Genomic DNA, 22,769 nt, shown 5'->3' on the forward strand with positions numbered 1-22,769 from the left:
ACATCTTTTTACTTCTATTTCTCTTTAAAGCAATAAGAAACAACGAAATACAACTTAGCTTTTATCCGAACTGGCATGTAATTCCTATCAAATCTTAATGTAGAATTAAGTTACCCTAGATTTTCAAAATAAAATCCAATTAAAAAGGAATTGACTTTAGTTAAGCTGGATTTCATTAAGGAAGAAAGGCATTCGCTCACAGGCTATGTAAATTATTTCATTTTATTGCTTCAGGAACTTTAAAAGTTGCTGTCAATTGGAAATTCCCCCGTTACAAATTGAGTGCTTTTCATGTTTCCACCAGTAATTACAAGAGAGTGGGTTTTAAGAAAATGTTTCTTGGTCATGTGTGCACCCTTTAATAGCATACCATCTGTAATACCAGTCGCAACAAAGAAACAATCATCGGTCCTAACAATTTCATCTAATTTTAAAGCTTTTTCTGGGTTCTCTATCCCCATTTTTTTGCAACGCTCCACTTCAGCTTCATTTTGCGGAACAAGTCTTGCTTGAAAGTCTCCTCCCAAACATTTTAATGCTGCAGCCGTGATGACACCCTCTGGCGCACCACCAATTCCAACCAATATATCAACGTTAATATCATCAAAAGCTGTAGCAATAGCCCCTGTTATGTCTACATCAGAAAAGAGTTTAACACTTGCACCTTCTTGCAAAACTTGCTGAATATAGGATTCATGACGCGGGCGATCCTGAATCATAACGGTGAGTTCAGAGACATCTTTGCCTAAAGCAGCTGCCACTGCTCTCATATTTTCTGTTAGAGAGCTTTCAATATTAATAACCCCTTTAGCTTTTGGGCCAACCGCTATTTTCTCCATATACATGTCTGGAGCGTGCAGCAAGCTTCCTCTATCTGCAACCGCCATTACAACTAGCGAGTTTTCTCTCCCTGTTGCCATTAGATTTGTCCCCTCAACAGGATCGACGGCGATGTCAACATGGGGACCTTTGCCGGTGCCAAGTTTTTCATCAATATAAAGCATCGGGGCCTCATCCATTTCCCCTTCACCAATAACAATGACCCCATTCATGTCAATCTGATTCATGCGTTGACGCATGGCCTTTGTACCAGCCCCATCCGCCTCCATTTTATCACGGCGTCCAACGAAAGGATAACAAGCCATGGCTGCTTGCTGAGATACAGCCAGAAACTCCATTACGAGATGTTGGGTGCAAATAGGCTCAGCTAAATCGTTTTTTATTCCCATAATAAGTATCACTCCTCTTAGTTCACAGTCTCGAAATTAACAAAATTTGTATCACTATTCAACCCCAAATAAAAAGACTGTAAACTCAATAGTTCTAGTTATACAGTCCTTCGAATAGTATTCTCAATTTCCTTTACAGTTATCTGTATCGAATACCGTCTGATTTTATTAAATTAATCGTTTTATAACAAACCCTTAGATTAAGCAATAAATACTTATTTCCTAATTAACAACCAAAACCTTGTTTAAGGAACTCTTGTTCTTTATCCATTATTTGATCAATCTTTCTTCCTGAGTTCCCTCCTTGGAAAGAGACACTCAAATAAGCTTCGGCAATTTTCTTTGCTGCCTCTTCGCCAACAACTTTAGCACCTATAGTAATGATTTGGGCATTGTTACTTAGCTGAGCACGTTCTGCAGAGTAAGTATCATGGCACTGTGCTGCTCGAATACCAGGAACCTTATTTGCAGCGATCGCCATCCCAATTCCTGTTCCACAGAATAAAATAGCTCTATCGACTGACCCTTTCATAACTTCAGTTCCTACATTAAACGCTACTCCAGGATAATCAATAGCATCCTTTGAATAACACCCGTAATCCACAACTTCATGTCCCAAGCTCTCAATATATGATTTTACTGCTTCCTTTAAATCAAACGCATTATGATCTGCTCCAACTCCAATTTTCATAATTTCACTCCTATCGTCAATTTATAATCATATTATTTCACTTGTTTTCGTTTATGTCAACGAAATTCTTCAAAAACGAAAATAAACGAAAATTACCAAAAACGCACCAGGTCGTTTTTTCAAAAAAAGTCGTTATCTTATCAACTCTTTAATGAGGACGATAAAAATTTTGGATTATAAATAACAAAAGCGGTTCTATATTTTTATAAAATATATTTCCTTTATCCATTCATAATCATCTGCCTGACTCTCGTATTTTGAAAAAAAAGGAGCGGATTTTCTTATAGAAAAAGACAGGTCCCTTAGTAATCAGTTCCTGCCTTTTCCCTATTAACCTAACGTTTTTAGACAATTCTAGTTTAAGCAGCTTTCTTACTTTCTGCTTTTCCGGATGTTACTTTTGGAAGCGTCATAGTCAGAATGAACCCTATTGCTAATGAGATAACTAAACTGTAAATACCTGCATTTTGGTTCACTACGGTTGTCAACCAACCAACGAGGTATGGTCCTAAGAAACCACCTAAGTTTCCAATACCATTGATTGCACCACGTGCCCCGCCTGCCACTTCATTTTTAAAAAGAAGTGGCGGCATGGTCCAGAAAATACTACTTGCAGATTGAACGAATACACCACAACCAACCAAGAAGGCAAACGCTACCCAAACCTGATGGTGGAAGACGACTGCAAGAATTAAACAAATGGCAAATCCCGCCATTGGAAGTGCAGTATATAGCTTACGGTTACCCGTCTTGTCTGAAAACTTAGCGAAGAAATACAGACCAAAGATAGCACCAATATAAGGTAAAGCACTTAAAAGTCCAACGCCAGTCATCCCAGAATTTGTCAATCCTTTAATGATTGTAGGAAGCCATAAAGAGAACCCATAAATACCTGTTTGATAGAAGAAATAAATAAGAATTAACTTCCACATATTCACATTCGCAAAAATATCTTTAAACGAAGCTTTTGCCCCTCCGCTGGCACTTAATTCTTCTTGTTCTTCACGGAGTTTGTTGACAAGATAATCGCGTTCTTCTTTAGAAATCCATTTTGCATCCTCAGGACGATTGCTGATAAGTGGCAACCAAACCAAAATAAGGGCTAAAGAGATAATTCCTTCAATAATGAAAACATCTCTCCATGATGAGAAGCTTAATATCCATCCAGATAGAGGGCCTGTAATAATTGAAGCAATTGCAAGGTTCATTAAAAAGAAAGCATTCGCACGTCCAAGTTCTTCGCGCGGAAACCAGTTAGCAAGAATAACTAAAACCGCTGGCCACACGCCACCTTCTGCGACTCCCAAAAGGAAACGTACAACTAATAATTGAGTTGGATTTTGAACGAAACCAGAAATAATAGCTAAAACGCCCCAAACAATAATTGTACATGCTATAAATAGCTTGGCGTTCCCTTTTGATGCAATGAGTCCGCCTGGTACTTGAAGAAACAAATAACCTACAAAGAAAATACCAGCTGCTAATCCACCGAATGTGGCGGTCATATGAAGCTCTTTATCCATTCCACCTGCAAGAGCAAATGAAATATTAGAGCGATCCATAAATGCTACTATATAGACTAAAATTGCTGGTGGGATGATGTGCAGCCAACGGCCTTTAGGAATTGCTTTATTCATGTCAATTTCTCCTTTGTTGTCCTATACAAACTAACTATTATAAATAACTTCTTATAGCCCATATGAGAATGCGCTTTCACAACGAAGTTAGTTCAACAATCAAATTTTGCTTACACTTGCCTCTTGAATCGAATTGTTTATCTCCCTATTCTCTTAAGCATATTTATATTAAGAGAATAGGGATTTTCAAAAAAGGTATCCGTTAAAATTCGATCAATAATGGGTTTAAAAAAATTTTAACTTTATATACCACTTATGATTGGTGTTGTTTTACACACGTATGGAAAGTATCTAAAAGTAAATAAGCGGACGTTGCACCTGGATCTTGTGCCCCTTTTGATCGTTCCCCTAAACGGCTCGACCGGCCAAGTTTTGAAACCATATCGATTGTCGATTTCATTCCCTCTTCTCCGGCTTCAACCGCTTTCTCAAATGAAGTCACAAAATCTTGAGTTTCGGCAAAATTGGCTTCAAGTGCCAGTAACGCGGGTTCTAATGTATCAATCATTGTTTTATCGCCCACTTTAGACTGACCGCGTTCTTTCACGCCATTAATAAAGGCAATCCAGAAATTGGTGAGATCTTCATCAGTCAACTCAGATTTCTGAGCCACTGCTTTTGATCCTCTTAGGAATCCGGTTGCATATAAAGGTCCTACTGAGGAACCAACCGCATTCAAAAATGTCATAGCGATAGTAGAACTAATCTTCCCACAATCTGTTTCATCCGCTAGCTCGTTATTTAACTTCTCATTAACAGCCTGCCAACCAATTGACATGGTGACGCCATGATCTCCATCACCTAATTTCCGATCAAGTTCACAGAGATAATCTTTTTCATTTTCAATGACTTCAACAAATTGTTGAAAAGAAGCTTTAAATTCATTTGCCGTTAGTTTCATATAATTCACTCCTTACTTTTGAACAAACATCGGACAATCAACTGGATGGTCAATCATCTTTTTAAGTTCATCATCTAACTTTGTAATGGTTATTGAACAGCCACCCATTTCAAGGGATGTGATATAGTTCCCAACATAGGAGCGATAAATAGTAATCCCTTTCTCCTTAAGAACCTGTTCAACTCTTCTAAACATGATATAGAGTTCCATATGCGGTGTAGATCCAAGACCGTTCACTAAAACCGCAACTTCTGATCCCTCTTCTACCGGCATATCTTCAAAAATGGTATTCAATAGTTCATCCGCAACTTGATCAGCTGGAGCTACCTTTGCTTTACGAACACCTGGTTCACCATGGTGCCCTAAGCCAATTTCCATTTCATCGTCGCCAATTTCAAAACTTGCTTCACCGGTCTGTGGTAATGAACAAGGTGTTAAACCAACACCCATTGAACGTGTCACTTCATTGGTTTTTCGTGCAACTCTTGCTACATCTTCTAGATTGTAGCCTTGGTCAGCTGCCGCACCCGCCATTTTGTATACAAATAACTCACCAGCAATACCGCGACGTTTTTGTTTTTCTTCTTTTGGAGCTGAAGCAACATCATCTGTTGTTAAAGCCATTTCAACACGAATGCCTTCCATCTCAGCTAATTCAGCAGCCATTCCAAAATTCATGACATCCCCAGCATAATTTCCGTAAAGGTACACAACACCGGCACCTTTGTCGATCGCTTTTGTCACCTCTAAAATCGGAGCGGGCGGTGGAGAAGCAAAGATATTACCAACGGCAACACCATCTGCCATTCCGTCCCCAACATATCCCATAAACGCAGGTTCATGTCCTGAACCACCGCCTATAAGGACGCCAACTTTGCCTTCAACTGTTTTTCGAGCAGTTACCAAGGCACGATCATTCTCAGGTAATCGGCGAATGTACGTTGGATGAGCTTTAACATAGCCATCAAGCATTTCTTCTACAACATATTTAGGATCATTTATTAGCTTTTTCACTATTTGTGCTCCTTATCTTATAAGATTTTTCAATCAACTTTCTATCTGCGTTCTTGCATTCCTCAGTTTATTTAGAAGTGAGTAGTGGATATAAGTTTTTCTCTACATACTTTCCAATTTCAGCAATGGTTTCAGTGGTTTGAAGCTGTGCTTCTGGCGTTTCTTCTTCAACCATAATCCAACCATCGTAGCCGCCGTCAACAAGAACCTGAACACATCCAGCAAAATCAATGTCACCTTCGCCCATCTTCTTCCACTCACAAGCTTTAGATGCATCTTTGAAATGGACGTGTTTAATAAGAGGTAAGTACTCTTTGAAAATTTTAACTGGATCCATACCGCCAAAGATAATATGACCAACATCCGGGGTATATCCCATATATCTTGGATCTAAGCCTTCGAGAAGGATTTTGTAATCCTCTTCAAATCTCCAATAGGATGTTTTATAAGAAATAGGATGCATGGAAGCCGTAATCCCATTTTCATATGCACGCTTACCAAGTTCGTTAGCACCCTTTATAATTTCTTTTTGTCTTTGTAATAAATTATCACGATTTGGTCCAACCCTTGATGGCACATTTAATTTAGCACCTGGGAACTGTTTCAAATAATTCAAATAATAATCTGTATTTTCTCTTTCAGTTGGCGATTCTTTCCCCCCTATAAAAGCAGTCGGCAAGGTTAATGCCGCCAATTCGAGTCCTCTTTTATCCAATTCCTCTTTAAGACGCTGAGGATCACTTTTATATCTTCCCAGTAAAGCCACTTGCATGTCCAAGCCTTTAAATCCACCATTTTTAATATCATCCATTATTTTATCTAACATATCTGCCTCGATATCATAATCAAGCATCCATGTTGAACCTTGACAACCAAATTTAATAGCCATGAAGTCTGCCTCCTTATGTCATCTTCCTGATCAGTTAGAATTTCATTTACTGTTCAACGAATCTACAAAACTTGTTAAAACCACTTTTTCCTTGAGTACGCTTTCAATTTTATTTATATATTATCATTTTGTCAATAATATTTTCGTTTATTTTTTTTTCGAATAAAAACGAAAGGTTATTTAACTGTTTGTTTTTAAAACGGCAGTGAGATTGATCGTTATTATTGCTATTAAACTCTAAATACAATAGAATTGAAAATGAAAGGATAGGGAATAAAATGAAAATGTTTGTGATGGAAAGAAGAAAAAAGATACTTGAACTTCTAGAAGCAAGAAAGCGCTTAACCGTAAATGAACTAGCTGACAGCCTTGTCGTCTCAGAAGCAACGTTGCGTTCAGACCTTAATAATATGGAAAAAGAAGGCCTTCTAACCCGAACCCATGGAGGTGCCATTCTTAATGAGAATACAAATAGCGAAACAAGTTTCTCCGCTCGGCAAAAGAGAAATCAAAAGGAAAAAGTATTAATTGCAAAAGAGGCCGTTCAATTTATTAAAGAAAAACAATGCATATTACTTGATGCAAGCTCCACCGCTCTAGAGCTTGCCCACCTGTTAAAACAATTGTCCATACGAATAACCATTGTGACTAGCAGTGCGGCTATTGCTTTGGAATTAAATGAGAGTCCAGAAATAACCGTGATTCTTATAGGTGGAATGATGACAAAGGGTGCTTCTTCTGTTGAAGGGACACTGGGATTGAACTTAGTTGATCAATTTAATATTGATATTATGTTTACATCAGCTAATGGATTTACCCCTGAAGCTGGGCTAACCGATTTTAACTTATATGAAGTTCAATTGAAAAGTGGGTTAGTAAACAAAGCTCATATGGTTATTGCCTTACTCGATCACACAAAGATTGGGTCTAATTCAAGTGCTGTTTTTGCGGAGACAAACCAAATTGATATCATCATTACTGATAGAGAAATAGATAATAAGATGGCAACCCATCCTTTAATGGAAACTGTAAAAATTATTGTGGCTAAATAAATCCACAAGATAGCACTCTCTTAATTTATAAGTAAAAGCACCTCTTCTGCTTTTAGATATTTATAATATTTATAATCAAATTTAATCGTTTTATGCATTTATCTTTCGGAAATTTACGTTTTCTGTTAAAACGAAATAAAACGCTATATACATTTTTATAATCTGGAGTTAAAATAAAAGTGTACAATATTTGTTAATTGGAGGTTTTTAAAATGAAAGTTGGTTTTATCGGACTAGGTATAATGGGTAAGCCAATGGCTAGCCATCTAATTAAAAATGGATTCGAAACATATCTATTGGATTTAAATAAAACTGCGGTAAATGAATTAGCCGCTCAAGGCGGATATGCTTGCAATTCAAATAAAGAAATTGCTGAGAAATCTGATGTCATTATTACCATGCTTCCTGCTGCAAAACATGTTTCTCAAGTTCTTTTTGGTGAAGATGGTATCGCTGCCAATGCTAAATCTAATACAATTGTGATTGACATGAGTTCCATTTCCTCTGCGGATGCCCAATCTTTTTCAGACCAGCTCAAGGAAAAGGATATCTTTTTTCTAGATGCACCTGTTAGCGGTGGGGAGCCAATGGCAATTAGTGGTAAACTATCGATTATGGTTGGTGGAGAAGTAGAAGCCTTTAATACAGTTTTACCAGTATTCCAAGCAATGGGTGAAAATATCGTCCATGTCGGTAACAGTGGCGCTGGACAAGTTGCTAAACTAGCCAATCAAATTATTGTCAGCATTAATCTTGCTGCCGTATCTGAAGCGGCTGTCTTTGCAAGTAAAGCTGGGATTGATTTGAATAAATTATATGAAGCCATTCGCGGTGGATTAGCCGGCAGTGCTGTCTTAGATGCTAAAATGCCCAAAATCATTGAAAGAGATTTTGAACCTGGCGGACGCATTGAAATTAACTTCAAAGATTTGGGCAATGTGCAATCAACAGCCAATGCACTTGGAGTTCCACTTCCTGTCACCAATCTTGTTAAAGAAATTTTCAGTTCTGAAATTGCAAACGGTCATGCAACAAAGGACCATTCTTTTATTATTGATTTCTTTGAAAGAATGGCAAATCATCAAACACCTAAAGGCGGTAAACTTCAATAAGCGTTCCTCCCACTGATTCCAAAAATTTCAAATGAATTTCAGAATCTCCATATTTTCTTTTTAAGTAATTGCTTAATCAAAAGCTATAGCCTAAACTAAAAAGGTGAGGAAGCCCATTTTCCTCACCTTTTTTTGTCTGCATTATACTTTTAAGTTTATGTTGGTTTTAGGCATATAATCCGATTGATAACAAATTGCACTAAACAGAAAGGAACGGCTATGAATAATATATTATCTCAACTCGTTTTATTATTTGGTTTAATGGCAATAGGATTTATTTGTAAAAAAGGCAAGGTCTTAGATGGAAACAGCGACAAAAATATATCGAAATTCCTTGTAAATGTAACGATTCCTGCGACCATTATCAGTTCCTCTATTGGCCAATCCATCGAAAATCGAATGCAGGTCATGGTTGTCTTATTATTAGCGGCCGCCGTCTTTATCATAACACCGCTTTTCAGCCATTTCTTTGTTCATAGATTAAAGCTGGATAACACCTATAAATTAATGCTGAACTACAGTAATCTTGGATTTATGGGCATTCCGATCGTATCAAGTATTTATGGGAATAAGGCTGTTTTTGATGTTTCGATTTTCATGATGGTTTTTAATATCAGTTTGTTTTCCTACGGGGTTTCGGTGCTGCAAGAGCATAAGCAAAGCTGGGACTTCAAAAAGATGATTAATCCAGGGATTCTGTCAGCTTTTTGTGCGATTGGCATTTTCATGTTTGACCTGCCAATTGCGTCTCCCATTGCGAATTTGATTTCCTCTGTTGGAAGCATTACGACCCCTCTTGCCATGATCATTATCGGCTCAACAATTGGAACGGTAAATTTGAAGGATGTTTTCCAAGATAAAACCATCTACCTCTACACTCTCTTAAAACTTGTGGTTTATCCAGCCGTGTTATGGGTCATTCTTCATTTCTTTATCCACAATTCTATGATCCTTGGAATAACGGTGATCTTATCCAGCTTGCCTACTGCTGGTAATGTCTCTATGCTTTGTTTGGAGTATAACGGGAATATCCAATTGGTTACAAAAGGGACTTTTATGACGACTCTATGCTCCATTTTCACGATCCCTATTCTTATGTATCTTTTTTAATAAGGAATCCTCGTGACACCAAGACCCATTAGGCGTAACGAGGATTCACTATCTATCCGCCTCTAAATGGGCGATTTGAGCAATCCTAATAAATACGTTTTGCTCCTACATAATAACTCTTCCAGTAGGAATTATCCATTGAATAAACGGCAATCCCTTTTGAACTCGTCGCTGAAATAAATTCATTGTTCCCTATATAAAAACCAACATGAGAAATCGTTCCCGGCGTATTGACTGCAAAGAAAACAAGATCTCCCGGCTCGAGTTTTGCCCTGTCAATGGTTTGTCCTTGAGTATAAAGCCCAGCAGACGTGTTCCGAGACATCGTGACACCCTGCTGATTAAACATGTAGTAGACAAACCCTGAACAGTCAAATCCTTTTGGGCTGGTCCCTCCCCATAAATAAGGCACTCCAATGTAGTTCTGAGTATCACTAATCAAAGACTTTTTGACAACAGCATGGCTAATGGCCGTCTGAGTAGCTTGGTCCGCTGTTCCTGTAACTGGAAGTCCATAATCTGATTGAAAGTTCCTAATGGCTTGTTGGGTGGGTGAATCATAGGTCCCCGTCATAGTAGTGACGGTATAATACCCCAATGTCTCTAGGCTCTGCTGAATACCTTTTAAATTACTGTCTGTAGCAGCCGTGCTATTAACTGTTGATGCTTGTCCCCCTGGAATAGTTAACGTTTGACCAACTTGAATCGTGTCACTTGTTAACTGGTTCGCTTGTTTGATGGCGTCAACCGTAACATTGTATCTTTTGGCAATGACAGACAAACTATCACCAGATGCCACCGTATAGGACTGAGTCGATGCTGCCGTTGTCGTTGATGCTGAAGAGGCAGCGCTCACAGTGCCTCCACTCGCTGGGATAGTTAAAGTCTGGCCAACTTGAATTGTATCACTTGTTAATTGGTTCGCTTGTTTGATGGCGTCAACCGTAACATTGTATCTTTTGGCAATGACAGACAAACTATCACCGGATACCACTGTATAGGACTGAGTCGATGCTGTCGTTGTAGTTGACGCTGAAGCAGCAGTTGGCACAGTGCCTCCATTCGTTGGAATAGTTAACGTTTGACCAACTTGAATCGTGTCACTTGTTAACTGGTTCGCTTGTTTGATGGCGTCGACCGTAACATTATATCTTTTGGCAATGACAGATAGACTATCACCTGATACAACCTTGTAGGTCGTATTTTGGGTAGAGGATGAAGTTACAGAAGGTGCAGCTGGGGTTTGTTGGTCTCCAATCATTTGAGGAATGATTAAGGTTTGCCCTAGATAGGTACTATCACTTGTAAGTCCATTCGCTTCTTTAATGGCATCAACAGAAATGTTATATTCCTTGGCTAAGACCGTTAAATAATCGCCTGTTCCAACAATATGAAACGCCATCGGAATAATAAGTTGCTGATTAATTTGCAACGAATCGGATGTCAGATGATTGGCTTGTTTGATGTTATCTATGGTGGTATTAAACTTTCCCGCAATGATCCAAAGCGTATCACCAGCTGAAACATTATAATAAATTGAATCAGAGTTCTTGTTTGTTTCCGTTTTTTGATTGGTTTCACTTTTTATAGGTGTCGATGAGGTGGATTCAGCTGCTTTTGCTTTTAGTGGAGCGGATCCAAGGAGTGGAATGGATGTGATCGCCATGCCACCAACCAGAACTTTTATCATCGTGACTTTAACTTTAGGAAACCGTTCATTAATAATTTGCTTTGCTGTATCAACCAGATTGTTTCTTTTTTCTGATAGCGTTCCTAGCTCCTCCGCAAACTCCATTGTATAGCCATCAAGATTAATCACTAATTCATATTCATCACGATCTGGATGGAGCAAGCTTAGTTTGTAATTGAGAATATCCATCCTTTTTTCTCCTCCTATACCTTAGTTTCTTAGCCAACCTCTCACTAAATCCGTTACCCCTTGCCTCTTTATATCCATATAGTTCTCAACTTAATTGAAAACCATTCTTTTAATGCTATATAAGGATTTACATGATCCCTTCGTCACAGAATATTTACTTGAATCATTCAAAACCTGCTATAAAAGATCCGATGTTGCTCGCTAAGTGGTCATTCTTCCCAAAAAAATCGCAGCATCAACTTTTAAAAACATTAAAAGACTACCTCTTTATAATTAGAAAGTAGTCGATCCTTCAGAAAAAACGTTATTTATATGACGAGTTCTCAATAGAGATAGAAAAATATCTCTAAATTCAATTAAAAATGAGGATGGGACAGAAGTAGTTTACAAATAGAAAAAACCGAACTTATTCACACCTTTTAACGTGATGGATTCGGTTTTTCATTTATAAGTTAAGTCATTGATGAAACGCTAGTCAAAATACGTCGCTTTCCGCGGGCTGGCCCAAGCCTCCTCAGCAAGGAAAACGCTTGTTTGCGGGGTCTTCGGACACGTGCTGTTCCCGGTGGAGTCTCCGTATTTTGACTACGCTTCCTAATTGTTTCTATACTTATAATAATTTATTGTTCGGAATTTCAGTCAGTTAGTTTCGTTTTGTCCCAGCCTCTTATAGATCCGTTAGTGAAGACGAACTGATTAACCATTTCCACGGTAATCGGTGCATGACTAACAAGTTCTTCAGCCCATTCAATACCACTCAAATAAATGTTTCTCTTCCTAAAATGTCAGGTAATTGAAGTAGCTCAAATACCTCAAAGACGCTTTCTTCAACCTCTGATATAGTCAGCTTTTTTTCATATGTCTTAATTGTTCTAGCTAAGTCAATTAATAAACCCATTCCAGATGAATCAACAAATGGAACTTGACTTAGATTTAAATTTACTGATAAAAAATCACCTATTAATGGTTTAATTTCATCATTAAAAAGTTCTGTTGCTTCAATATCTAAATCCCCTTCAAATGCTATAACAAGATGGTCTTCCTCTTTCCTAAGCTTATACTGAAGCATTTTAACTCCCTCTTCCTTTAGCTCTAATTGATTATAATTTCTCCACTATGGTTTAAATAAGCTTCAACGTCATACCGGATTTCATTAAAGGTATATTTGATATTACCAATTTTTAAAACGGTTCCTCCAAGTACCTTCTTTATTTTAATTTTTTGATCTAAAGGGACTGCCAAGACAGTTCTAATTCCCATTTCTGAACCTACCTCATTTATTTCAATGCCTTGTTTTCCATATAATTCTCCACCTCGTACAACACCATAAATTTTTATTAAACCTCCAGAATGGATTATGGTATTAACACTCCCCTGCCCAATCACGGAAACATTCCCACTACTATAAAGCTTACTATTTAAAATACTAAAAATTGTAATAAATGATTGAGGTTCAACAGGAGATTTGCTCCATTCAAGCAGTTCTTTCATTTTTGAAGTTATGTCTAATAAACGCTCATAAGTAATTAATTGATTAGTTAAAGATAGAAATATTTGTTTTAAAGATAGGGCTATAGACTGCCAATCATCCGAATCGAATTGTTCCTTGTCTTTTAGGGCCACTTCAACATACTGCTTCGCAAGCGGAACAATACTTTTAAACCTCTTTTCTAATAATAATTTTATTAAGGGCTGTAAACCTCTTTTATCAAGGTCAGTCTGTTTAAATGCGGTTGAGTTCCTGAGTTGATTTATTAATGCATTCATTTGATCAATTTGTTGGTAAAGTCCACTTAACATATGTCCGCATTCTGCAATTGTTAAATTATTTCTACCAGCAGATAATTCTGAGTTCGCTATATTTTTCTTCACAACAATTGCACCTTTTGATGAAACTGTTGCAAAATTTACGGTTGATTGAATTAAAATATCTCCATCTGCTTCAACCTCTATCTGTCCTTTAACATGACCTATAATTTCAACATCCCCTGAAAATTGAATATTTCCAGACTTTAGATCCACAGCACCTGGATGGACCAACTTTGGTAGGATACTTACATTAACACGCCTTCCATCTATAATAACTTTGGGGCGGCCAGACTCTATTGCAACGATTTGATCCTTAACTAAAGTAGCGCCTTTCCCTAATTTTAAATCTATTGGAAAGGTCTGCTTCGGAGGTAATGGTTCACCTGTGACGGTTAGCCCCAGTTTTCCAGGAACTGGGGGATGAATAACCGCAATAATGTCCCCTCTATCTACAGTTGAATTTATTCTACTGTCTCTAAAATCCGCATTTCCTTGCTCATCTACTTGTAAGCCCTGTGTATTATCAATTTCAACCTTCAATTCAATCCAGCCATCCTGACCATTTTTTGCTTTTATTCCAGTAGCAATTTCAAAATTGCCGGCCTCCGTACTTTGAACGGCATTCAGAATGTTTTGTTGATTAATCCCTTGTTTAATCCTCAAAAATTCCAATCTTTTCATGATTTTTTCAAATGAAAGAGAATTATAAACTTGTTTATTCTCCATTGCGATTAATGCCAGATGGACATCAGGGCTCATATCCTGGACATTTCGGGTTATCTTATACCCTGGCTTAACAACAAGGAGAGCACTTAATTTATTTGGGTCTAAAACAATGTTCCAAACCGTATCCATCTCTTCATTAGTTGTAACAATTTCATACGAATCATTATCAGTTAGGACTACAGTTGAATCATTAACAGTTCTACCATTCTTAAGAAGTTTTACATTGTTACACACAGAAACAGTAGGGTAATGGGTGGGAGATGCGCTCCAATAAAGTTGACCATCCTTAACCCACACTTTACCCCCACGTCTATTCCGAGTTTCAGTAATCCTACCTTCATGTTTTTCAAATTCTAGTTGAGCATTTTGAATGTGCGGATCACCTTCCTCATTAAAAGTCTGCTCCAATAGATCCACAGCCTTAATTACAGTTAAACTTTTAACGGAGAGTTTTACAATTGCCCTTTTGGCTCCAATACCCCAAAGCCCTTTTGACTCTTGTTGAATAATCTCTACATCGACATTATTACTATCAGCCCCCAACAATTTTAAACCAAGACCAATTGCTTCTTTAACATTTTTTCCCCTAGAAACAATACTTTGCATAGTTATCCTCCTAAGAAATCTGGGGATTTTAAAATCTATTGTATTCACATATTTTCACTAATCTTTAAAAGCACCATTGTAATATCGTCTTTTTGCGGAAGATCCTTTGTGAAGCTATTAATCGCTTCAATTACTCGCTGCCCTATTAGTTCAGCACTTTCATGTTTGTGCTCAGTTAGTGTGTTAATAAGTCGTTCTAGCTGAAATTGTTCACCCTCTTCATTCTTTGCCTCTACAATTCCATCCGTATAAAAAAACACAGTGTCGTTACATCTTAATTGTATATTGCCCTCCTGATAGGTTTGATTAGGAAGACCGCCTATCATAATTCCAGACGTTTTATGTAAAGATGAAATAACGTTATTTTCATTATTGATGTGTAAAGGGAGATTGTGACCTGCATTCGCATAGGTTAGTATCCTCTTTGAGGGATCCCAATCCGCACAAAACAATGTGACGAACGATCCTAACGCCCTTAAGTCATCATAAAGAGCTTGGTTAATTGCATTTAGTGTCTCCCCCGGACCTTTGCAACTTCCGGCGGCACTGCGAAAGGCCCCCCTTGTCAAAATCATAAGCATAGCGGCTGGGATCCCTTTTCCCATCACATCCCCTATTACAATGCGAATAGTTCCATTCGAAAGTGGATAAAAATCATAATAATCCCCCCCGATTAATCGTGCTGGTAAGGTTTGTCCAGAAACTTTACCGCCTTTAAATGTAGGAACTTTACCATTTAATAATGTCATTTGAATGTTTTTGGCCAATTTTATTTCTCGTTGTAAGCTTTTATCTATTTCAGGTGAAGAATTAGAATGAAATGGAATGGAAAGTGCGTCATAAACCATTAATTACACTCTCCTTGTAAGGCCTCTAAAATTTTATAGATGCCTACCATCTCAAACACTTCATTTGTGATCTCATTCACCCCTTCAAATTTAAGCTTAAATTGTTTTTCTTGAGATAAGTGAATAGCATTGATGATCGAACCAATTCCCGTTGAATCTAAAAATTCCAATGAAGTAAAATTAAACACTAACAGCTGGATATCTTCTTCTAATACTTGTAGGTGCAGTTCAATTAAATTTGTTGTCGTGATATCAAGGATGCCATCTAAGTGTAGGATTGTTGTAGTGTCCTTAATTTCTTTTTGAATCGACAATTCCATTAGATTCACCCCTCATTTCAATTTGAACTGATACATGTTATTAAATAATGAACCGGAGATATCTGAAAGTTCTATTGATTGGTTATGCAAGGATTGGATTAAATCCGATAGAGTCAATGTGATGTCCGTTGTAGATTCCGTACGATTGTTAGATAATTCTTTAATAGTCATGATTCTATTCATTATTTCTTCCCTATCCGACTTAGCCTCTATTAACTTAGTCTTCTCTTCCAACATATCTAGGAAGTTGGAAACCTCAAAATTATCTTCTCTAGCTCTGGAAGTAAGATCTATAGATAGTGAATACACTTTTTCGACAGAATTATCTGTGTCAGACTTTAAGGCTAAGGCAAGACTTTGCACCTTTTCTGCATGTTTAGTTGTATCTTTTAAAACTTCATTTAATGTCTCAGTCATATGGTTTGTACTTGCGGAAAGATCTGCTAGCTCTCCAGTATCTGTTACAATACTTCGAGCTGTAAAGTCCCCAACTTCTAATTGCTTAATTTGAGTCATAATGGCTTGGATGTTTTTATAAATAGAATTAAAGAAGCGTGTCGCAAGTACAAATAGAGCTAAAAGGGATAATAGGCTAAACACAAGAAGAATCCAAGACATATTCTTCAATGGTGCACTCATTCGATTGTAATCTAAGGCGACATAGATCACTTTGCCATCTTTCATAGGGATGAACATCTTATAATAAGAAAACCCGTTTTGCTTTTCAATATAAGATACTTTTTGAGGGTGTTTAACCATACTAGCAATAACTGAACTGTCTTTCTTAGTTTCAGAATTAAATTCTCCGTATTCTACCTTTTTCAACATGTTGTACTTATTCTTAAGTAAAGACGGATCTGCATACACTTTCGGGTCCAATACCGCTACTTCTTTAGCATCTTTATTTGTCCTTAGGACAGTCTTAATCCATGAATTGGGACCAACCGATTGTGTAAACTGGTAAACTTCGTTGGCTTTAATAAAAGGATTGATGATATAGGTTGAACCATTAGCATGATAATAACCGTACTTATAAAAAATAGGTGTATTACTTTTATTAGAACCTGATGGCGCAATGGGTAAAATAGTTGTATTAGAATCAACATAGGACTCTTCATCCCTAATTACAGGCTTACCGTGCAACAAATCTATAAGAGATTGCAGAGAATGATTATCTGCTCCAAGAAACTTTTTAAAACTAAAACCAATATCGCTCGGCGTAGTAGAACTTACCCCTACAATATCGTCACCTTTTTGCACGAAAATGGTAATTCCGCCAATCCCAAAATCTTTACTAATTTGAGCTAACTCAGAATTAGTTATTGTATTAACTGACTGATTACCAAGTCGGTCACTAATACGTTGAGCTACCAATTTTAGCTTTAGATCTATTTGATTTTCGATTGAGCGTGACGCTGTGTCTGTTTCTTTTATTCCCTGTTCGATACTAGCACTGACTTTTGAAGATTCTACTCTAACGTTCGAATCAATAATAGAATTTAAATAATAATACTGAACGATTCCAGATACCCCTAAAATGACGAGTAGAACCACTAGCATCCTTGTTGTGAACTGCTTCAGCAAGGTATTACTGACATTTTTCTTCTGTTTCTTTGCCATTAAACCGGTCCTCCTAATTTAGCACAGCTCTTAACTTCAACTTATCGGTCTTCCCTTGATTTAATGGCATTTTATCAATGAAAACCACTTTATCTGGTACTTTATAAGCAGAAATTTTTCCTATGCAATAATTTCGAATATCTGCAGATGTGAGACCATCCGCTACTACGAAAGCCACAATCTGTTCGCCATAGATCGGATGTGCTGAACCGACCACAGCAACGCTTCTTACTCCATTAATAGTGGCTATTATTTGTTCGATCTCACTTGGAACGACCTGCTGTCCACCTTTTTTAATGATATCTTTCTTCCTTCCAACTATCTTAAATCTCTTATCATCTAGAAACTCAACTAAATCCCCCGTTTTATACCAGCTATCTTCAAACACCTCTTGAGTTAGTTGAGGGTTCCCGTAATATCCAGAAAATAATGCCTCTGTTATAACATATAGTTCACCTTCAACCGCCTTCGCTTGTGCACCAGCAACTAGTTCATACTCTAGTTCCTTTGACTCTCTCTCTAGGAGAGCATTAGCAAGCGCACTAGTCTCAGAACTTCCATAATGTGAGATAAACTTGCTGTTTCCCATGAGTGGGAATGAATCTATTAAGCGGTTTGGAATCTTCTCTCCTACAAAACAGATCAATTCCAAATCCGTCAAAACTTCAGGATTTAATTTACTTGCAAAAGTATAAAGCGCCTTAAAAACAGAGGGGGTCGTGGCAACTTTGTTACAGTTAGAATTCTTCATCATGTCTATGATCTTAATCAAGTCAAATTCATTAGCCACCAAAAGATTTGCCCCTGCTTTTAATACAGAATCCATAGAATACAAGCTGAAAATGGTACTGGTTGAAGCATAAACAAGGACCCTATCTGTAGGCTTTAATTCCAACGCCTCAGAAACATGATTAAATGAGTAGTCTACTACCTCTTCTTTAAACACCATCCCTTTTGGTATGCCTGTACTTCCTGAAGTAAAACAAATGATCTCTCCTGAAGATGTCTCCAAGCCGATTGACTCACCTTGGAAGAGCCGGGTTTCCCAGGAGATACAATTATCAGAAGTGAAAACCAAAACTTCTTTCCCTTTATCTTTGGCCCAATTTGTTACAGCCTCTGAAAAGTTGAATCCAGTATGTTCATTAACAGTGAAAATAATATGAGGATCAAGAAAATCCAAGACATTCTGCAAATCTTCTTGCCGAAATTGCCAGCTTAAAGGCGCTGTCACCCCTCTGAGCTTATTTACAGTCATAAAAAGCGGGATATATTCTTGAATTGCAGGAACTAATAGAGCCACCCGTTTCCCCGCAATATCTAAAGGACGTAACATCGACTCATATTTAGATACAATAGCCTGTAAATCACCGGCTGTATAATTTGACTTTAATGTAGTTAAAGACGAATTACTTTCCTTTAATCCTGCTAATACTCTTTCAAATAGACTCATATCATCACTCCACCCCTTCCCTTACCACTTCGTACAAGCTACCAACAGTATTGAGCCTATTTGCATTCTCAATGAAGTGATCAAATGGAATGTTGAAGGAGTCTGCTAGGCAGGATATGAAATTCACCATCTGTAAAGAGTCCACTTCAAGTTCTTCTTTTAAACTTGTCGTTTCACAAACATGTACAGAGTCTTGTTCTAACAGAGAAAACATAGCCAAACAGAACTCATCAAATGTCATTTATATCCTCTCCCTTGAACCAATTAGAAGCTCTACGGCGGATTTCCGGTAATTTGAAGTTACAGCAATGTCCCTCTTCCTCATAGACGATAAACCGTTTTTCTGGTGAGAATCGACTATATAGCTCGTATAGATCGTCACCCTTCACCATTAAATCTTTACCCCCATGAATAATTAACATGTTATTAATCTCAGTCACATCATCTAATACTGGCAGACTGCCTGCATCGAAATCTGCCAACATGTTGTGGAGACGTTCTCTAAAGTAATCTGGAAGGCTAATATTTATCAGATGTCTAGGCGCAGGGCTTACAGCTACCGTCTTTGCAACAAGTGGATGTCTACTAGCTTCAATTGCCCAAGATCCCCCTGAACTACACCCAAAAAGATTGATCGAGAGTTTCGGAAACAAATTATGAACAAAATCAACGAGCTCTCTGACTAACTTATACCAAGATGCTTGATCTGCCTTATGACCATTTATAATAAGTGTCTCACCTTGGCCAGTTCCATCGAAACTGACTACCGCCATGCCGCTTCGAGCGAAATCCGATTCATATGTAAACATTTCCTCTTTTGTAGAATCAGTTGGGGTGACAATAATAACTACCCCTTTAGGTGTTGTTCCCGGTATACGCACTCGACCTTCGTATTTCTTACCATCAAGCATCAGTGAGTGATGAGTAATCTTGTCCATTGATACACGGTCTGCAAGACTAAATTGTTCCAGACATAATCCATACCACTTTGCCTTATCACCACTAGGTTCAGGATACACCCACTGAATAAGATTATAATAAAGGGCTGCTATTCGATAATTAAGCTCTGACTGAAGAGAATCCCCGGAATCTTGTAATTTCTTTGCAACCAAGGAATGCTCTAAGGCCTTTTCCTGTAACTTTTCTACCCAATTTTCTAGATTCGTCATCTTGCCCCTGTTCTTTAGGATGAATTCTTGATCTATTCCATGAGCAATCCATCGTTCCCAAAATCCATTATCCATAACACTGGCAAAGATGGTCTTTTTAATGGTTACTTCTGGTGTAAGTCGATTAACCTGATTTTGCAATTTCCCCATTCTTTTCACCTTCATTTTCTTTGAATACAATGATCCTCTTGTTTGGCTATGGAAGCGTATTAGCCACCTGTTCCATTTCTCACGCCTTCGTTATTGTTGGTTTCAAATGTTAAAATAATTGTTGAACCTAGATTAGAGGTATAGAGTAAAACTTGTTTTGACAATTTAAGCATTAATTGAAACCCTTGACCCAATGACTTTTTTGTCGAATAGCCAGCCATCAAGGTTGCTTTAGGTAAATTTTCTAAATCAAATCCCGAACCCTTGTCTTCTACGATTACTCTCAGTTCTCGTTTTTCCTGATTTTCAATGACTGTTAACTTTCCTTCTTCAGCGTGCTTAAGTGTATTGGTGATAGCCTCTGATATCACCAATAGCCAGGTCATCAATTCAGATTTAGTGTATCCAGCAAATTCAAGCCTTGTTTTAACTTCCAACCGACTTTTTGGAATATCTGAAATCACTTTGATATCATTTTTAACTATCACGCTTCCGTCTTTTAAAGCCTCTGCCTCTTCTTTACTTATAAGTAATAATTTTTCTTGGGTTGCCGAATAGATGACATCACGATAAATCTTCCATTTATCAAAGGATTCATTTTGTGAAGAACGCACAGTTTGAACGGATTGATTCTTGAAATGAATTTTATTAAGATCATAAACTTTAAGGATGGCATTTTTAACCTGGTTATTTACAGGCAGTTCATCAACCTTCTTTTGAACCTCATCCCCCTCTTTTATCCAGCCTAATAAACATTCACTGCAGTAGATACATTGATGATACGGACTTTTGTCATTCTCGAAAGTATTTTCTGATAGTGATAAAAAATAAATTTCATTCAAGTCCTTTTGATCCATTTCTAGGTAGGACGCCAATTTTTTAGCTAAAAAACCTCTCTTGGTCCTATAAATCAATTCGTCATAAGAAATATTATCTGGTAGAGACGGAGCAGATATTGGATCTTCTTTTAGTGGAACTTTTGGTTTTTCTTTTAAAAGATTTAGGAACCGCCTCATTAAAAATCCTCCTTAAAGAATTCCTAGAGGTGGCATTAGTGTGATCTCATCAATAAAGGCTCCTAGTGGCTGATTAATTATATTAATCAAGTGTTGAGCAACTGTTTCTGCAGGAATCATTTTTGAGAAATCTGGCTTTGGTTCAATCTCATCCCAAAAATCACTCTTTACTGCCCCAGGGAGAATCGCGGTTACTTGAACACCCCTAGTTCTTAGCTCCGCTTGCAAGACTCTCGTTAAACCCAACGCACCAAACTTTGAGGCTGAATAGCCTCCACATCCAGGTAGTGCAGTTGTCCCTGCAATTGAAATAAGATTAAGAATTAAACCTTTTCCATTTTCGACCATGTGTTTCCCAAAGTATTTACATGTGAGATAAGTACCACGTAAATTCACTGCTAACATGTCATCGAAGGCTTTGGTAGAAGAATCTAGCACATTTTCAAATTCCCCTAGTCCAGCGCAGTTAATTAGGATGTCAATCGTTCCAAATTTTTGAGTAGCCCTTTGATAAAAGTTTGTGACTGAATTTTCATCAGACACGTCTAGAGACAGTTCAAGACTCTGATTGGTTTCCACTTCTTTGTTGCTACGGCTACCTAACACAAGATTAACTGTATCTCTCCTAAGCAGTTCAGCTGTTGCTTTTCCTATTCCTTTACTTGATCCAGTTATAGCGATCGTTAACTGATTTTCATTATTCATAATGAACTACTCCCTATCCGTTCCGTAATACTCAAAGTAGTTTTTTTCAGTTTCATAGAGTCCAATTTTATAAAGTTGATCAAGATCACCCTTTAATAAATCCCAAATGACAACTGCAACATTTTCCGAAGTAGGATTTAAGTGTTTAAATTCGTCAGTATCTAAATTTAGATGTTTATGGTCAAATTTTTTCAAAACATTGTTTTCCACAATTTTGTCAAGTTGTCCGAGATCGGTTACCATTCCCGTGATAGGATCCGGCTTTCCACTAACTGTTACCTCAAGGTAGTAGTTGTGGCCATGTCCATATGGATTATTACATTTACCAAAAATCTCTATGTTTTCTTCCTCACTTAACAAATCACTATGTAAACGATGTGCTGTACTAAAGTGATATTTTCTTGTAAGATGCACCATAGGCAAGCTCTCCTTTTCTGAATACAGAAAGTCATTTTCCCTTAATGTAATTTTGTGTAGGTCACAATTAGAAAATTGATATTCCAATTCATTCCATATATAAGTGACCAGATTCTCAGTCGTCGGAATATGCTCTTTAAAATAGGCATTCTCTTTATTTAAGAACTTCCCATCCAATTCTTTTTCAACTAATTCATTCATTATTTTTTGAATATCAGTGATGTTAACCACAATTCCTGAATTCGAATCTAATCTTCCTTTTACCATGACTTCTAGTGTGTAATCGTGACCGTGTCCATTCAAATGGCTACATGGACCGAAAACGAGTCTGTTTTTCTCCTCACTCCATTCACTGATGGAGTAAGAGTGAGCAGCCGAGAATATCATCTTCCTAGAGAGGTAAATCATGAAAGTCC

General features: G+C 37.5%; 22 protein-coding genes. 3 read left to right on the top strand and 19 right to left on the bottom strand.

Features of this window, described 5'->3' with window-relative positions:
• Positions 1-239: 239 nt before the first annotated feature.
• From glpX to PU629_RS20535, 6 genes are all read right to left on the bottom strand, one after another.
• On the bottom strand, positions 240-1,229 hold the full coding sequence (gene glpX / locus PU629_RS20510; RefSeq protein ID WP_275281877.1) for a class II fructose-bisphosphatase: 990 nt from the start codon (positions 1,227-1,229) through the stop codon (positions 240-242).
• Between the two features lie 226 nt (positions 1,230-1,455).
• Positions 1,456-1,920, bottom strand: a complete 465-nt coding sequence (gene rpiB / locus PU629_RS20515; protein WP_275281878.1) for a ribose 5-phosphate isomerase B — start codon at positions 1,918-1,920, stop codon at positions 1,456-1,458.
• A gap of 359 nt (positions 1,921-2,279) precedes the next feature.
• Positions 2,280-3,557 carry an MFS transporter gene (locus PU629_RS20520; protein ID WP_275281879.1) on the bottom strand — a complete coding sequence of 426 codons (1,278 nt, stop codon included), beginning with the start codon at positions 3,555-3,557 and terminating at the stop codon, positions 2,280-2,282.
• Between the two features lie 253 nt (positions 3,558-3,810).
• Positions 3,811-4,458, bottom strand: a complete 648-nt coding sequence (gene dhaL, locus PU629_RS20525) for a dihydroxyacetone kinase subunit DhaL (protein ID WP_275281880.1) — start codon at positions 4,456-4,458, stop codon at positions 3,811-3,813.
• Between the two features lie 12 nt (positions 4,459-4,470).
• On the bottom strand, positions 4,471-5,472 hold the full coding sequence (dhaK, locus tag PU629_RS20530; protein WP_275281881.1) for a dihydroxyacetone kinase subunit DhaK: 1,002 nt from the start codon (positions 5,470-5,472) through the stop codon (positions 4,471-4,473).
• A 67-nt stretch (positions 5,473-5,539) separates the two neighbouring features.
• Positions 5,540-6,361, bottom strand: a complete 822-nt coding sequence (locus PU629_RS20535; RefSeq protein WP_275281882.1) for a sugar phosphate isomerase/epimerase family protein — start codon at positions 6,359-6,361, stop codon at positions 5,540-5,542.
• A gap of 278 nt (positions 6,362-6,639) precedes the next feature.
• Here PU629_RS20535 and PU629_RS20540 point away from each other — a divergent pair, with 278 nt between their 5' ends.
• The 3 genes from PU629_RS20540 (at position 6,640) to PU629_RS20550 (ending at position 9,635) form a co-directional block, all read left to right on the top strand.
• Positions 6,640-7,413, top strand: a complete 774-nt coding sequence (locus tag PU629_RS20540) for a DeoR/GlpR family DNA-binding transcription regulator (protein ID WP_275281883.1) — start codon at positions 6,640-6,642, stop codon at positions 7,411-7,413.
• 212 nt (positions 7,414-7,625) lie between these two features.
• Positions 7,626-8,525, top strand: coding sequence for a 2-hydroxy-3-oxopropionate reductase (locus tag PU629_RS20545; protein ID WP_275281884.1), 900 nt, complete (start codon positions 7,626-7,628; stop codon positions 8,523-8,525).
• 219 nt (positions 8,526-8,744) lie between these two features.
• On the top strand, positions 8,745-9,635 hold the full coding sequence (locus PU629_RS20550) for an AEC family transporter (protein ID WP_275281885.1): 891 nt from the start codon (positions 8,745-8,747) through the stop codon (positions 9,633-9,635).
• Positions 9,636-9,720: 85 nt separating this feature from the next.
• On the opposite strand, the gene PU629_RS20555 is transcribed toward PU629_RS20550, so the two are convergent.
• The 13 genes from PU629_RS20555 to PU629_RS20615 all read right to left on the bottom strand — a co-directional run bounded on the left by PU629_RS20555 (position 9,721) and on the right by PU629_RS20615 (position 22,761).
• Positions 9,721-11,514 (bottom strand): C40 family peptidase, encoded by a 1,794-nt coding sequence (locus PU629_RS20555; protein WP_275281886.1) that lies wholly within the window; start codon positions 11,512-11,514, stop codon positions 9,721-9,723.
• Between the two features lie 635 nt (positions 11,515-12,149).
• Entirely contained in the window at positions 12,150-12,275 is a 126-nt protein-coding gene (locus PU629_RS20560; protein ID WP_275281887.1) for a hypothetical protein, read from the bottom strand.
• Complete coding sequence (locus tag PU629_RS20565) at positions 12,272-12,583, bottom strand: STAS domain-containing protein (protein WP_275281888.1); 312 nt, start codon at positions 12,581-12,583, stop codon at positions 12,272-12,274. Before PU629_RS20565 ends, PU629_RS20560 begins: the two co-directional genes overlap by 4 nt.
• Before the next feature lie 23 nt (positions 12,584-12,606).
• Positions 12,607-14,655, bottom strand: coding sequence for a FapA family protein (locus PU629_RS20570; RefSeq protein ID WP_275281889.1), 2,049 nt, complete (start codon positions 14,653-14,655; stop codon positions 12,607-12,609).
• Positions 14,656-14,699: 44 nt separating this feature from the next.
• Complete coding sequence (locus PU629_RS20575) at positions 14,700-15,503, bottom strand: PP2C family protein-serine/threonine phosphatase (RefSeq protein WP_275281890.1); 804 nt, start codon at positions 15,501-15,503, stop codon at positions 14,700-14,702.
• A complete protein-coding gene (locus tag PU629_RS20580; RefSeq protein WP_275281891.1) occupies positions 15,503-15,823 on the bottom strand; it encodes an STAS domain-containing protein in 321 nt (106 codons plus the stop codon). The genes PU629_RS20575 and PU629_RS20580 overlap by 1 nt, the downstream gene beginning before the upstream one ends.
• Positions 15,824-15,835: 12 nt before the next feature.
• Positions 15,836-17,443, bottom strand: coding sequence for a methyl-accepting chemotaxis protein (locus PU629_RS20585; protein ID WP_275281892.1), 1,608 nt, complete (start codon positions 17,441-17,443; stop codon positions 15,836-15,838).
• A 13-nt stretch (positions 17,444-17,456) separates the two neighbouring features.
• Positions 17,457-18,896 carry a class I adenylate-forming enzyme family protein gene (locus PU629_RS20590; RefSeq protein ID WP_275281893.1) on the bottom strand — a complete coding sequence of 480 codons (1,440 nt, stop codon included), beginning with the start codon at positions 18,894-18,896 and terminating at the stop codon, positions 17,457-17,459.
• Positions 18,897-18,900: 4 nt separating this feature from the next.
• Complete coding sequence (locus PU629_RS20595; RefSeq protein ID WP_275281894.1) at positions 18,901-19,137, bottom strand: acyl carrier protein; 237 nt, start codon at positions 19,135-19,137, stop codon at positions 18,901-18,903.
• Positions 19,127-20,215, bottom strand: coding sequence for an alpha/beta hydrolase (locus PU629_RS20600; RefSeq protein ID WP_275281895.1), 1,089 nt, complete (start codon positions 20,213-20,215; stop codon positions 19,127-19,129). Before PU629_RS20600 ends, PU629_RS20595 begins: the two co-directional genes overlap by 11 nt.
• Before the next feature lie 59 nt (positions 20,216-20,274).
• Complete coding sequence (locus PU629_RS20605; protein ID WP_275281896.1) at positions 20,275-21,231, bottom strand: ATP-binding protein; 957 nt, start codon at positions 21,229-21,231, stop codon at positions 20,275-20,277.
• Positions 21,232-21,243: 12 nt separating this feature from the next.
• Positions 21,244-21,936: an SDR family oxidoreductase gene (locus PU629_RS20610; protein WP_275281897.1), complete on the bottom strand. Its 693-nt coding sequence runs from the start codon at positions 21,934-21,936 to the stop codon at positions 21,244-21,246.
• Positions 21,937-21,942: 6 nt separating this feature from the next.
• Positions 21,943-22,761 carry a 6-carboxytetrahydropterin synthase gene (locus tag PU629_RS20615; protein ID WP_275281898.1) on the bottom strand — a complete coding sequence of 273 codons (819 nt, stop codon included), beginning with the start codon at positions 22,759-22,761 and terminating at the stop codon, positions 21,943-21,945.
• Between the last annotated feature and the right edge of the window lie 8 nt (positions 22,762-22,769).

This window comes from Pullulanibacillus sp. KACC 23026, assembly GCF_029094525.1.
Taxonomy (GTDB): Bacteria; Bacillota; Bacilli; order Bacillales; family Sporolactobacillaceae; genus KACC-23026.